This window comes from Sporosarcina ureae DSM 2281 (assembly GCF_000425545.1).
Taxonomy (GTDB): Bacteria; Bacillota; Bacilli; order Bacillales_A; family Planococcaceae; genus Sporosarcina; species Sporosarcina ureae.
The window spans coordinates 43,197-57,619 of sequence record NZ_AUDQ01000010.1 but is presented as its reverse complement, the minus strand read 5'-3'; the positions used below and the strand labels follow the sequence as shown (position 1 = coordinate 57,619).

Sequence of the window (14,423 nt, the reverse complement as noted above, 5' to 3'; positions counted from 1 at the left end):
AGTAAAACTTCTTTTGTTTTATTAGTTTATTTAGTCATCACTTTTCTTAATAAATCCGAACAACAGGATATCAACAATGGAATCCAATGCTTCGGTTACCGTCATACGATTTTCGTAGAAAAACTTTCGATCAAGTGTAGAGTTGGTCGCATCTATAATCAACTTCATAAGTAACTCTACGTTTTGATCTGCAATGATCCCTTCATGAATTCCTTGTTCAATTAATTCACGAAGTTCATCCCATTCATGAAGTGCAGCGTGTACTCGCTCCCATTGTTGGGGATGTGTTTTTCTCATTTGATCAAGTATTTGCCAGTTATAAAAGTCATTGTATTTCGGTATGACCGTAATGACTTTCTTAATCTTATCGACAAGATGTAGTTCATCGTCTTTCATAATGATATCGGTTTTTTCGTCGAACTCCTGTAATGTCGAGTCGATCATCGCATCTAAAATTTCCGTTTTCGAAGAAAAGTGTTCGTATAATGTCCGTTTGCTGATACCTAGTCTTTTGGCTAGATCATCCATCGTAAACTTCATACTTTTTTCATGAACTTCTTCGAGGAAAGCTTTCATAATACGTGCTTTCATTTATCGTACCCCTATCCGTATATACCGAATGAAAACTAAAAAAACATATACAGTTTTCATCGTTCTTATCTAGTATAAGTACTTTTAATATAAAAAGCAAAGACCGCTACTTAAAAACAATATTATTTAATTATATAGGCTTATAAACTCCTTATACAGGGTAGTTTTACTGTACACGTACGAGAGAGGGTGGGAGTTGTATGGGAGAAGGGAAATTGGTTGTAGCCGTTGCGGGTGCTAGTGGATATATAAGCAATAATTTATTGAAAAAGCTAAAAGGAAAAGCAAAAGTTATTGGTCTGTCACGAAATGGAGATCGGCGGGAGAATACGAAAGACGTTGAGTGGCGGTCTTGTGATCTGTTTTCTATGAAAGATGCTGAGAAGAGCTTGGCTGGTGCGGACATTGCGGTATATCTCGTACATTCTATGCTAAAATCAGCGAAATTATCTCAAGGTACTTTTGAAGATATGGATGTTATTTTAGCGGATAACTTTGCGCAGGCAGCTAAAAAACAAGGAATTAAACAAATTGTTTATTTGGGCGGAATTAGCCCCGATGAAGATGAAAAAGATTTATCACGCCATTTGAAAAGCCGTTTAGAAGTAGAACGGATTTTACGCTCATATAACGTTCCTGTTACCGCATTACGTGCAGGGCTAATTGTCGGTCCAAAAGGTTCTTCTTTCCCGATTTTATCAAAGCTAGTTAGAAGGCTTCCAGTAATGATTTTACCTAAGTGGACACGCTCTAATACACAGCCTGTAGCACTGGATGATGTGATAAAATCATTAAGCTCATTAATATTGGACTTTGAACCCGCGCAACGATCTATGGATATAGGCGGCCCCGAAGTCATGACGTATAAGTCGATGATGGTGAAGACTGCTGAAGTAGCGGGAACGCGATCAAAAATGTTAGATGTGCCATTCTTCTCCTTAAGTCTGTCGAGGCTCTGGTTACGTTTAGTTACACAAACACCAAAAGAGATTGTGTATCCGTTAGTGGAGAGTTTGAAACATCCAATGGTCGTCCATTCCGAGCGTTACATGGAAGGGATTAGTGATGGAGAAATCCCGTTCATTCAAGCTGCAAGAGAAGCACTGGAGGCGGAATTGAAAGAAAAAGAAGTGTCAAAGAAGAAGCCAACAATGGGGCCGCTTAAGCAAGATGTTCGTTCAGTGCAAAGAATTGAATTACCTTATAACTGGACTGCGGATGAAACTGCACGTTATTACGTAAAATGGCTTTCTACGCTCTTGAATCCTTGGGTGAAAACCGACGTAGACGACCAGTTAAATTGCCGAATCGGTTTCCTCGGTAATCGGACATTGCTCGAGTTAAGTTATTCTGCAGATCGTAGTACAAAAGATCGCTCACTTTACTATATAACGGGCGGCCTATTAATGGATCCTGATTCCAATGAACGCGGCAGAATGGAGTTCCGAAAGATTCCAGGATCGAATGAAGTAATCATTGCGATTCATGACTATTTACCATCTATACCATGGTTTGTCTATTACGTCACACAAGCCAATATGCACACGTTTGTCATGTCTTGTTTCCGCCAGCATATGTATAAGTTGAGTGCTATTGAACGTGGTCGATTAGGCATTGTTGTTTCTAATGTGCGATAAAGAAAAGCTCGGATTGGCGGTATTACACTGCCGATCCGAGCTTTTCTTTAGCGTCTGGGATGGATGAGCCTTGCTATATACTTCAGATGGTTATTACGTAAGTCTTCGACGGTAAGAGGTTTATGCAACAACCCCGTTAATTTATGAAATGTACTAATTTTTACATACTACGTAAACTATGGAAAGCGTAGAACAAAAGCAACGGCATCTTTCGGACTGCCTGGCTCATTATGCGTTTAATGTTTCTTGCTTGGCTTCTGCAAGCTGGCCGCCTTCTTTTAAATACTTCTCTACGCCTTCAGCAGCACGATATGCCAACGCGCCGATTGTTGAAGTGGGGTGATGTCCTCCGAATTGAGGGAATGCTGAACCGCCCACTACGAATAGGTTATCCATTTCCCACATTTGAAGGTAGTTATTCACTGCGGATGTTTCAGGGTCGGCCCCCATAATAATTCCGCCCGCATAGTGACCACCCGAATATATATGATCGAACTCTTCAGGCACTTCATCTTCATCGACGATATCAGCGCCCATTTCTTTCATGATTTCACTACACTTTTCAATTCCGAATTTGGCCATGTTCCGATCATGATCTGTGTAACGATTTGTAATACGTAATAGGGGATCTCCGTATTCATCTTTGTATGTTGGATCTAGATCCACGTAATTATGCCACCATGACATAACAGCTGGAGTATACCATGCTACTAGCGAGCGATTCGCATAATGGATCGATTTTTTCTTGAACTCAGGTCCCCATTTCGGCGTGCCACTTGGGACGTGGTTTGATGCAATAGCCCCATCGCCATATTGACGTAATTCGATACCGCCACCATTGATGAAATCTACATTAGAGTGGTCAAAGTTATCACCGGCAAAGTCACTCAAAGTACCACCAAGCGCACCTGCACCCATGTAGAGGTTGAACTTCTTCTTTTCAAAGAATCCTCTTGCCCCAAGGAATGTGATATTGAATTGCCCATTAAAGTTACGTCCAATGGTTCCTTTGCGTGTTGTTGGATCATATGGTGTCCCAATTTTTGACAGCATCAACAAGCGATTGTTGGTGAATGAAAATGCCCCTAATACAACAACGTCTGCTGGTTGTTCATATTCAATACCTGTCCGTGTATCAGTAAACATTACACCGGTTGCTTTACCGTCTTTATGCAGTACACGACGCACTAAAGAATTGGTACGAATTTCGCAGTTTCCAGATTTGCGCGCAGTCGGAATAACTGTAGCCAATGGATCCGATTTAGCCGTGAAATCACAGCCATACATCGTACAATAAGAGCAGAACATACAAGCATTTAATTTTTCACCGTCCGGATTGGTGTAGGCTTGTGATAAGTTACCGGAAGCGACTTGGAATGGATGATAACCCATTCTCTCCGTTGTTTCTTTAAACAGTTTCACGGCAGGTGATGCTAGCATAGGAGGGTTAGGGTAATCATTTGAACGCTTGTCGCCAAGCGGATCAGGCTCACCTGAAATTCCGGCAGTTTTCTCCCATTTATCGTAATAAGGCTCCATCTCATCATACGTAATACCCCAGTCTTGGATCGTCATGCCCTCAGGAATTTTTTCCTTGCCATACCGTTCAATGGTCTTGGAACGTAATTCAAAGTCGATAGCTCTCCAGCGATATGTAGCACCTGCCCAGTGCACACTACCCCCACCTAAATCAGTCCCAGCCATCATTTCTGCTCTTGTGCGGACGGGAAGAGCGGTGTCTTCCAGTTTCACCCGTGATGTAATCGTTTCAGGTGATAGATTTTGCATCATCTCGTAACGATCTGTATAACGTAATTCATCTTTAACACCTATATAATCTTGTCGGTCCTGCTTTTTACCCCGTTCCAGCGTTACTACCTGATAGCCAGCTTTCGCTAGCTCGGCAGAAACTACACCACCTGCCCAACCACTTCCTACTACGACTACATCTACTTTTTTTAGTTTTTTCGCCATATGAGTTCCTCCTGTTATCAGTGTCCTTGGTAATTCCGTAAGCTTTCAGGCTTCATTACGATGAAGTCCTCTTTTTCGATATCTGCTGTATAGCTCATACGTGGACCAGGGAACTCCTTCATCCTCCAGCCTTCCATATTGCGGTTCCCACCATAGACCGGATCAGCATACGCACCTTCAATAGTTGTTTGTAATAGCAGATTAAAGAACGTTGTCGAAGCGACACCGTTCATCTTCGCTTTTCCATCGTCGAACATCTGCAAAATTTCATCTTGTTGCTCCGGCTCTAGCTTAGGGAAATTTGTTTCGAATTTCTCTTGTGCCGTTTTTTCTAATGCATGTACACCTTCTAGGAAGATATCTCCTCTTGTCATAGGAGTTTGATATCTGACGGCTGGTGTAGGTACTTGCGTATCGGCGTTTGGACCTGTGTCTTGGTTCGTGTCTGCTTGGCTTTCATATGCATCTACGGTACCTGTCTGTAAAAACGGCCCTTTCATATATTCTTTTCCGTTCATACCCCATTCGCCGGCAAGTTGTCGATCGATAAAGTAAGGTACACCAAGTTCGATAGCACCGGGGCCTAAATCATCTTTCGGAAATATCCTTTCAGTAGCAGCGGATAGGATAAGAAAGTCCTCGCCATTACTGAAAAAAGTCCGAGCTTCGAGTAAATGGCCGACTTCTTTCCCTGAGTCTGTAGGTTCGCCTGGTTTTTGGAGCTGATTAGTCAATAAGCCACCGAATAATGATCCGCCAACTAAACCTCCAGCCAATAAGCCGGTATTCTTCATGAAATTTCTACGACTGATCCCTTTTTGTGTATCCTCAGGTTGTCTAGGTTCTGTCACTTTGTTCTCCTCCTTGTACATACGACTTTCAAATTTTACCAATGCACTACTACGTATCATATTGTGTTGAATGTGTAGAGTTTATACATAATAAAGAGTTTTTGTAGATTGAAATAATGTAGTTCATTAAATAATTGAATATTCCGAATAAATATTGTGGAATAAAAAGCCCCTGAAATTACTTAAGCGATTTCAGGGGCTTCACGTTTTTACTATTGATTTATTTTAATTAGTTTTTCTCTTCAGCATCTTGTTCCATATCTACTTCTGGCTCATCTACATCTACGTCGTCGTTTGTAGTATCATCTGCTGGCTCATCCACATCTACGTCGTCGTTAGTAGTATCATCTGCTGGTTCATTCACATCTACATCTTCATTTGGAGTAACATCTGCTGGTTGATCTACTTCAACATCGTCATTCTCATCGATAACTGGATCATCGTCTCCACAAGCGCTAAGGACACCAACAGAAAGAATTGCAGCTGCTCCCACTTTTAATAAATTATTTTTCTTTAGCTTATTTAAATCCATTATAAATATCCTCCTCTAGATGTTTGATAATCGTTCATATACTAATAATATCCCTATTTATATTTTGTAAACATATAAAACTAGAAGTGATTCTTTAGTACTGATAACAAAATTAGCGAGAGAGATAGCAAACAGTTGTAAAGGTACATAAACTATAAGAAAACTATATAACAAGAGGAGAAAACTGAAGAATGGTGTTGAAAGTGCTATGATGGATATAGACATGCCTAACTCACATAGTGATGGACTAGATCTGTTACTCAAATGGGCTTATTTATAAAGGAGAGAATATTTCATGAAAAAAGAAGAACAACAAAATTTGTTCAAAGAAATTATGGGGAATTATCCAACTGGTGTAACAGTCGTTACTGCAGTAACTGAAGATGGCACACCAGTTGGACTGACAGTAAACTCGTTCGCCTCTGTATCCTTGGATCCAATGCTTCTTTTATGGTCTATTGATCATAGAGTTTCTTCTATTAAAGCATTCACGGAAGGCGGTAAATTTGCTGTACACGTACTTGCAGGAGATCAAAAAGAGCTTTGTAATACATTCGCGAGCCGTGTAGAAGATCGTTTCTCTACATGTGAATGGGAAATGTCGGATAATGGCGTACCAATTATTGAAGATGCATTTGGTGTGTTTGAGTGTAAGACGTTCCAAACGATTGAAGCAGGAGATCACACGATCATTATTGGTGAAGTAGTAGATCTGCAAGTGGAGAAAAATAAAGACCCTATGTTGTATCACCGTAGAGTGTTTGGGTCTGTGCCACCTGTTTTCTACCAACAAGATGACAAAGCGTAAATTTGAAGCATATAGGCCTATATATAAAGCCGTCTCCTTAACGAGACGGCTTTTCTTTATGTCACCTTTAGAAAAATTACTAGTTTCTATAGCTACACGCTCTTGCTTACCAGCAGCGCTAGCATAGTCCATTTCTCTTTGCGTATAACTGTTATGTTGTTTTATTAACCTGAAATAAAAACAGGACTTCTGTTCAGAAGTCCTGTTTTTAAGAGTAACTCATTATTACCCTAATTTATCATCCGCTGTAATATCATTTGGTTCGCGTACTAAGTAATATTTACCTTTAGTATATATAGCGATTACTACTGTCAATATCGCGGCTAGTATGGAAGCGACAAATGCGGCTGTGGATTGTAGGAATACGCCCAGATAACCAGATGCCGCGATGGCACCAAATGCACTGGCTATCAGTAATGAAGCGACACCGACAGGATTCCATTTATACAAATATTCTTGTCTTGAAACGTAATAAGTTGGCCCTATCTTCAGCCACTTTTTGACAACCAATGCATCCGTCACAAGAATGGCAGCCCACGAAAATAGAAACACACCTTGGAATGTCATGACAGTATCTAGATGATCCACAATTCCACCGAGCATCAGTAAGATCGCACTTGTAGCTGAGATTACTACCCAGAACCTGCGGCCAGGCGTGAATCGGAACACATTCTCAAAGAAATTCGAAAGCGATAGGGAACTACTGTAAATATTGGTTACGTTAATTCGTAACTGCGTCAGCATTGTAAACAATGCGCCACCGATTCCCAGCAATAGGACGATGTATACGCCTGGATCTTTTTCCAAGAATCGAACACCGAACCAAATACCAAGTCCGCCCATTACTCCATAACAGAAAATCTGCGGAATGAAACCGATTGCAATTGAACCGAACTTTCGATCAGATGGTTTTAGGAAACGAGCATAGTCTGAAGCGAGTAGAGCGGTCAGTCCCATAATTCCATTATGCATCCCGATACAGAACAATAATGCCGTTCCTCCAAACTGAACACCTTCGGGCATATAAGAGAAGACAGATCCTGTATAAACAGCCGGTTTAATGAACGATACGACAATGGCTGCAACTAGGAATATCATAAATACTGGCATGGACCATTTTTGAAGTTTGTCCAGCTGCTCGATTCCGAACCAGTTCAGTGGAATAACAAGAGTCCCGAAAATAACAATCAAAATCCACTTAGGAAAGTCAGGCGTAAAATAATGAACTGCAGATACGAGAATTAACCCTTCAAACGCGCAATACATAATGAAGTTTGAGGCGTATATCAATGAAGTTAGCGATGAGCCAATATAGCCAAATCCGCCACTCCGTGATAAAAGGTTAACGTTCATGCCTGATTTTGCGGATAAGTACGCAATTACGGTACCAAGCAAACCAGCTACTATGATGGCGTAAATAGCCGATACGATAGCGTTTGGTGCACCGAATTGCAAAGCCATGACGCTACCCATTTGGAAATAAAAGATGGCAGTTGCGATTCCGAATGTGATATTCGTAATGCTCAGCCAACTTTTATTACGGTCTTCTAAAGGTACACGATCTAAGGAGTAATCCTTTTCTATTTCATCATCTTCCATAGTACTCAGTACTTTTTCTTCTTCCGTTGTCATACACATCAGCTCCTTGTAGTAAGTAGTCAACCCCTTCTGCCAGCTTAGCTAGCACGTTCTTAATAATATAGGATGGTGAAATTGGCTCGTCCTTTGAATTGACACCTTATCAGTTTAACAAAAACATAATGAAAAAATCAAGTTTATGATGACTTGGTGATAGTAACAGAGTAAGTGCTTGATTTTCTAAATAATTATAGTCTTTCTAGGAAAAAAACAAAAACAAGTCCCCCTTAATAATGTAATTTATTTAGTGAAAATAGTAATAATAAGACTATATTGTTGTTGTTCGTATGATGTTAATCTGGTAATTTATTACTAAGCTTTAATAACACCGCGTCGCTTGGCGGATTCATTGTACGCGGCCGAACGAAAGTGTAATACGGGGTCGTCACTGCATTCTATACCTTTTATAGTAACTGTTGGATCAAACACAATGGACTCTGCGTTATCTGTACGAAGTGAGTGCAATGTAAGGATTCCTGCTTCAATTAACTTTCGATCATCAGGCCAGGCGATGGTAGGATCAGCGGTTGCATCCCCTCGTTCAGCTAATTGCATAAGTAAGCGAAAACGTACAGGAGGTCCTTGTTGGACTTTATGAATGAGTTCGTTTTCCATAGAATTGCTAGTAGCATCATCATTTTGTGTAAGAGGTTGCCATTCAAATCGAACAGCTTGCCTCTCTAGATCAGCGTTCTTCAAAAAATAAGCATGGATAGAATAGTAATGAAGGGACTCAAAATTACGAAACGGTTTCAGTTCTTTCAAAATGGTACCAAATGTTTTGTACTCTGTATTATGCATAAGTGCATCTATTCGTTGTGACCACGTACTGTTTGAATCGAATGCCTGTATCAGACGAATAAAGGCTTCTGGAGTTTTACTGATGAATATCGGTACATTGACCATTGTCAAATTTGTGTATGTATTATTAGGTAATTGAAAGCGCACGGCCATACCTTTAACTGGGCTCAACCGTTCATTTGGATTTGGGTTTGTAGAACTGTGAGAAAACCGTACAACAGCAGGAACTTCCGTTTTCTGTAGATGAGCGGCAGTTGTCCATGGAACAGCCGCCCCGGATGGTTGGAAAATTGCATCAAATGCGACTCCGGTCGAATGCGCACGTCGTAAATTGTTTTCTGTATGGAACGTTGATTCAATTGAATCAATTGCTTCGATAGCCGTTATTGGATTCTGATTGTTCATTTGATTTCACTCCTTTACTTACCAACATACCCTTCATTAAATGAAATTAACCGTTTAGAAAGTAGCAAAACAGGGAACCATTAAAAGTAATAACGTCTATTGGGAGGAATGTTTTTATGAAACGTTTAGTAATAACAGGAGCATCAGTCATAGCGCTAGCATTGGCCGGATGTGGAACGAATGCGACAGATGATAAAACAAAAGAAAATTCTAATGCAGTTAATCCACCGGCGGAGCAACCGCTAGAGCCGGCTACTGATGGTACGAATCAAAATACTGATGAAGCTGTACCGGATACTACTACAGATTCCTCGACTGACTCTACGACAGGAGATATGCAAGCTGAAATGGATAAGCTTTCATTTAAAGAAATCGAATTAGATGTTTCATACGGGAAAGACAAAGAGTATGAAGCGGAAATTGAACAAGATCAAAATGAACCAATTAAAGCCAAAGTAGAAGATGAACTAAATGAAATCTATTTGAAAGGTCAGGAAGCATTTGATGATGTCTATTCAAAAGTGGAAAATCTAGATGTGACAAAAGACAGTTCACAACAAGAAGCAATTGATCGCATACTAAAAGCTTTTAATCTTCAAGCGGATTATGAAAAATTCGAAGTGGAAATCAAATTCAATGACGGTAGTAAGCTTGAGGTAGAAGATCGTAAATAATTACGACATATCAAAGATGGAAGATGGAAAGACTCAGTATCCTTGGAATAAACTATATCAGTAAACTAAAAATCTCGGCATTTCCTTTAAAGGAAGTGCCGAGATTTTTTACAGATAGTATAAAACAAGCGCCACCAACATTAAAATGAAGGTTGGCATCCCTGCAAGAAACACCCAAGCGGGGCTCGCCGACAGTACTTCGGATGGTGCACGCATTGATTCGATTGCCTCTCTTTGACCTTTTCTAGCAAATACTTTGCGCGAACTCTTCATAAAAAAGTCAAAAAAGCCAGTTCGGACTACAAACACAACCCCACCAATAAATAGCAGGAACCCACTAACGAAAAAGGAAGCATTAATATAGCCGAGTAGTGAGATTTTACCGTATACTGAATAGACAGAAATAACAATTATCAATTGAGATATGAGAAATACAATAATATTACGTTTCATAGAAATCCTTCTTTTCATATATAAAGTTTGGAACTACTGTCTATCATACAATATACGAGTCAGAATGTGTAGAATCTTCTATAATAGTTTAAAATTAAGATAATAATATTGTTAGCGTTTACATTTATAAGTTTTTCTTGTATAATTAAAAAGCTAGTACTTCAAAAACACCAAAGGGGAGGTCAACAATTTGAAGAACAATAAGTGGCTTTTATTGATGGCACTAACATTAGTGCTAAGTATGTTCTTAGCTGCATGTGGCGGTTCGAAAGACGAAGAAAAGCCAGCAGACGGGGACGACAAGGACAAGGATGCGGCAACTGAAGAACCAGAAGAAAAACAGCATGCCAAAGACGAAGAAGGGGAGCCAGATGCTGAGCAAGTACTATACTTAGCTGAATCTGCAGCTATTCCATCTGTTGACTCATCAATCGTAGAAGATCAGGTAGGCTTCAACGTATTAAACAACATCAACGAAGGTTTATATCGTTTAAACCAAGAAAATATTGCAGAACCTGCAATGGCTGCTGAAGAAGCAGAAGTTAGTGAAGATGGATTGACTTATACATTCAAACTTCGCGACGCTATGTGGGCTGATGAAACACCTGTAACAGCAGATGATTTCGTATATGCATGGCAGCGTGCAATTGACCCAGCGACGGGTTCACCTTACGGACCATTCATGATGTCTGGTGTAGTGAAAAACGCGACAGCAATCTCTGAAGAAAAAATGAAAGTTTCTGAGCTTGGCGTTAAAGCTGTAGATGAAAAGACATTTGAAGTAACACTTGAACGTCCAGTACCTTATTTCTTGTCACTTATGTCATTCGGAACATTCTATCCGCTTAAAGAAGAGTTCGTAACTTCTAAGGCAGATGCATACGCTACAAACTCTGATAGCCTTCTTTCAAATGGACCATTCGTTTTAACTAATTGGGATGGAACGAGCGATAGCTGGACTTATGTTAAGAATGAACATTACTGGGATGCAGAAAACGTAAAACTTAATGAAATTCATGTAAACGTTGTTAAAGATTCTGCGACTGCTGTAAAGCTATATCAAGATGGCAAGTTAGATCGCGCAGGAGTTTCTGGCGACTTAGCTATGCAATATCGTGATGATGAAGAAGCTGTTATTCAGCCAGAAACATCAGTTTTCTACTTTAAGTTTAACCAAGAGCGTGATGGAAAAGAAACGCCACTTGCGAACGAGAACATCCGTAAAGCTATCGCTAAATCATTTGAGAAGGAAGATATGGCTGATGTAGTATTAGCTAACGGTTCATTACCTGCAAACTTCCTAGTACCTACAAACTTTACATTTGATGAAAACGAAAAAGATTTCCGTGAGTTGAGCGGTGACCACTTGGAGTACAACGTGGAAGAAGCACAAGATCACTGGAAAAAAGGTCTTGAAGAACTAGGTGTTGAATCTCTTGATCTTGAAATTCTTGGTGGAGACACTGAGCTTTCTAAGAAAATGGACGAGTACTTTAAGTCCCAATTAGAAGGTAACCTAGAGGGACTTACAATTTCATTAAAAGAAGTACCATTCTCTGTACGTTTGGATTTAGATAGAAACCAGGATTATGATATTCAAGTTTCAGGTTGGGGACCAGACTTCCAAGATCCGATTTCATTCTTGGACCTATTCGTAACAGATGGTACGAACAACTTAATGTCTTACTCTAACCCTGAGTACGATAAATTGATTGAAGATTCAAAAGGAGAATTAGCTCTTAAACCTAAAGAGCGTTATGAAGCATTTGCAAAAGCTGAAAAAATTCTACTTGATGAGGATGCTGCAATTGCACCAATTTATCAGCGTGGTTTGATCTTTTTACACAAGCCTCACTTTAAAGGCTTAGTAGATCATCCGTTTGGCGCAGACTATAGCTACAAGTGGGCATATATCTCAGGTAAATAATCGCAATGTTGTAAGGATTCAAGTTTCATAGGGGAGAGTATATGGGATCACTATCCATATACTCTCTTTTTAGTAACAGTGAATAGTTAGAATATTTAATTTCTTGTTGAAAAATGTCACGTGGTTACTTGCATAGCAAGTAAGAAACTTTTTTGGAGGTGTAACGTACCGTGGTTAAGTATATTGGAAAACGCATAGTATATATGTTCATAACGCTGTTTTTAATTGCAACGGCCTCTTTTTTCCTCATGCAAACTTTGCCAGGTTCACCGATCGCTTCTTACAACAAATTGAATGATACACAGAAAGCGATTGTTGAAAAGAAGTATGGAATCGATAAGCCTAAGCCTGTGCAATATGCAATCTATATGAAAAACCTGGCAAAAGGTGATTTGGGAACATCTTTCGTATTTAAAGGCAAAAGTGTCAACGATTTATTGGCTACGAGATTAAAACCTTCTTTAATCTTGGGAGCGCAAGCGATGGTCTTCGGGACTATTGTCGGAATCCTACTAGGTATGCTTGCCGCTTTAAAGCATAATACATTTTGGGATTACGGAAGCACCTTTTTAGCGATACTCGGTATTTCCATTCCATCCTTTGTATTTGCATCATTGCTACAGTATTGGATCGCTTCAGAATGGCATCTATTACCAGTCGGTTTATGGAATGATGGTTGGAAATCTAGTGTCCTGCCATCGCTTGCACTCGCTATGGGGCCGCTTGCGCTATCCGCGCGCTTCATACGGACTGAGATGATAGAAGTATTGAATTCAGATTACATTATTTTGGCTAAAGCAAAAGGTGCCAATGGTTTTGAAATTGCTTTCAAACACGCTTTCCGAAATGCATTAATACCTTTGATCACAGTTCTCGGACCACTCGCAGCTGGTTTGGTAACAGGTTCACTCGTTGTAGAACAAATTTTTGCTATTCCAGGAATAGGTGAGCAATTCGTTTCGTCGATCATGACGAATGACCATGCCACAATCATGGGTACGACATTATTGTTCTCTGCTTTCCTCATTTTGGTTATTTTTATAGTGGATATTTTATACGGAGTTATCGATCCGCGTATCCGTGTGTCTGGAGGTAAAGGATAATGCGCAATGAAATCGAACAAGAAAAATTAACCCCACAAGATTTTGAACGGATTACTATCGACGCGGATCAGGCAGAACGAATAGAGAAGCCAAGTTTAAGTTTCTGGCAAGATGCATGGTTAGGTCTACGTAAAAATAAAGCGGCTATTGTCAGTATGGTCATACTTTTATTAGTTATACTCATGGCACTCATCGGTCCACTTTTAAATGGACATGCGGGTGACGCGCAAAACTTACGCCATGCAAACTTACCGCCGAAAATTCCTGGCATTGAAGCTACAGGGCTTTTTGATGGAGATGGTAAGCTGGCAGGGAAGACAGTCAATTTATATGAAATGAAAAAAGTGGATGAATATTATTGGTTCGGTACGGATGGACTGGGTCGAGACTTGTTTACAAGACTTTGGGAAGGAACTCGTGTATCGCTATTCATTGCATTCGTAGCTGCAGCCATTGATATGGTTATAGGTGTTGCATACGGAGGGATTTCCGGATACTTTGGTGGACGGACAGATGACATCATGCAACGGGTTGTTGAGATTTTAATCGGTATTCCTACGCTAATTGTCGTTATTTTGATGATTATGATTATGGACCCCGGGATAGCCGCTATCATTGTCGCGATCATCATAACTGGTTGGATCGGGATGTCGCGTATTGTACGTGCACAGACATTGAAATATAAATCACAGGAATTCGTATTGGCTTCACGTACTTTAGGCGCCAAGGATGGAAAAATCATTACGAAACACTTATTGCCGAACATGCTGGGGATTATCATCATCAATACGATGTTCACCATTCCAAATGCTATTTTCTTTGAAGCGTTCTTAAGCTTTATCGGAATCGGACTCCAGCCACCAGCTGCTTCATTAGGTACATTGATCAATGACGGATACAAAGTGATGGAGAATCAACCATACGTTCTATTGTTCCCAGCCATTGTCATCAGTGTTCTTATGATTGCATTTAACTTAATAGGTGACGGACTACGCGATGCATTAGATCCTAAAATGAAAGATTAAGAGG

At 40.0% G+C, this 14,423-nt stretch carries 13 protein-coding genes; 6 read left to right on the top strand and 7 right to left on the bottom strand.

The annotated features are described in order from the left end of the window. Window positions 1-30: 30 nt before the first annotated feature. Window positions 31-591: a TetR/AcrR family transcriptional regulator gene (locus tag H605_RS0110810; protein ID WP_029054223.1), complete on the bottom strand. Its 561-nt coding sequence runs from the start codon at window positions 589-591 to the stop codon at window positions 31-33. Between the two features lie 200 nt (window positions 592-791). Between H605_RS0110810 and H605_RS0110805 the strand changes: the two genes are divergently transcribed. After that, a complete protein-coding gene (locus H605_RS0110805; RefSeq protein ID WP_029054222.1) occupies window positions 792-2,228 on the top strand; it encodes an NAD(P)H-binding protein in 1,437 nt (478 codons plus the stop codon). A 228-nt stretch (window positions 2,229-2,456) separates the two neighbouring features. Here the strand turns inward: H605_RS0110805 and H605_RS0110800 are convergent, their stop codons facing one another. The 3 genes from H605_RS0110800 to H605_RS0110790 all read right to left on the bottom strand — a co-directional run bounded on the left by H605_RS0110800 (window position 2,457) and on the right by H605_RS0110790 (window position 5,585). After that, complete coding sequence (locus H605_RS0110800) at window positions 2,457-4,202, bottom strand: GMC family oxidoreductase (RefSeq protein ID WP_029054221.1); 1,746 nt, start codon at window positions 4,200-4,202, stop codon at window positions 2,457-2,459. 17 nt (window positions 4,203-4,219) lie between these two features. Then, entirely contained in the window at window positions 4,220-5,053 is an 834-nt protein-coding gene (locus tag H605_RS0110795; protein ID WP_037561929.1) for a gluconate 2-dehydrogenase subunit 3 family protein, read from the bottom strand. Window positions 5,054-5,282: 229 nt separating this feature from the next. Beyond that, window positions 5,283-5,585, bottom strand: a complete 303-nt coding sequence (locus tag H605_RS0110790; protein WP_029054219.1) for a hypothetical protein — start codon at window positions 5,583-5,585, stop codon at window positions 5,283-5,285. 295 nt (window positions 5,586-5,880) lie between these two features. On the opposite strand from H605_RS0110790, the gene H605_RS0110785 reads away from it, so the two are divergent. Continuing rightward, window positions 5,881-6,393, top strand: a complete 513-nt coding sequence (locus H605_RS0110785; protein ID WP_029054218.1) for a flavin reductase family protein — start codon at window positions 5,881-5,883, stop codon at window positions 6,391-6,393. 225 nt (window positions 6,394-6,618) lie between these two features. On the opposite strand, the gene H605_RS0110780 is transcribed toward H605_RS0110785, so the two are convergent. Both H605_RS0110780 and H605_RS0110775 read right to left on the bottom strand, forming a co-directional pair. Beyond that, window positions 6,619-8,025 (bottom strand): purine-cytosine permease family protein, encoded by a 1,407-nt coding sequence (locus H605_RS0110780; protein WP_029054217.1) that lies wholly within the window; start codon window positions 8,023-8,025, stop codon window positions 6,619-6,621. Between the two features lie 318 nt (window positions 8,026-8,343). Next, window positions 8,344-9,237, bottom strand: a complete 894-nt coding sequence (locus tag H605_RS0110775; protein ID WP_029054216.1) for a catalase — start codon at window positions 9,235-9,237, stop codon at window positions 8,344-8,346. Window positions 9,238-9,353: 116 nt separating this feature from the next. Here H605_RS0110775 and H605_RS0110770 point away from each other — a divergent pair, with 116 nt between their 5' ends. After that, a complete protein-coding gene (locus H605_RS0110770) occupies window positions 9,354-9,911 on the top strand; it encodes a YusW family protein (RefSeq protein ID WP_029054215.1) in 558 nt (185 codons plus the stop codon). 108 nt (window positions 9,912-10,019) lie between these two features. Here the strand turns inward: H605_RS0110770 and H605_RS0110765 are convergent, their stop codons facing one another. Then, entirely contained in the window at window positions 10,020-10,364 is a 345-nt protein-coding gene (locus H605_RS0110765; protein ID WP_029054214.1) for a DUF3899 domain-containing protein, read from the bottom strand. A gap of 190 nt (window positions 10,365-10,554) precedes the next feature. Here H605_RS0110765 and H605_RS0110760 point away from each other — a divergent pair, with 190 nt between their 5' ends. The 3 genes from H605_RS0110760 (at window position 10,555) to opp3C (ending at window position 14,419) form a co-directional block, all read left to right on the top strand. Continuing rightward, entirely contained in the window at window positions 10,555-12,291 is a 1,737-nt protein-coding gene (locus tag H605_RS0110760; protein WP_029054213.1) for a peptide ABC transporter substrate-binding protein, read from the top strand. A 170-nt stretch (window positions 12,292-12,461) separates the two neighbouring features. Further along, entirely contained in the window at window positions 12,462-13,394 is a 933-nt protein-coding gene (gene opp3b / locus H605_RS0110755) for an oligopeptide ABC transporter permease (RefSeq protein WP_029054212.1), read from the top strand. Further along, window positions 13,394-14,419, top strand: a complete 1,026-nt coding sequence (gene opp3C, locus H605_RS0110750) for an oligopeptide ABC transporter permease (protein ID WP_029054211.1) — start codon at window positions 13,394-13,396, stop codon at window positions 14,417-14,419. The genes opp3b and opp3C overlap by 1 nt, the downstream gene beginning before the upstream one ends. Window positions 14,420-14,423 lie beyond the last annotated feature (4 nt).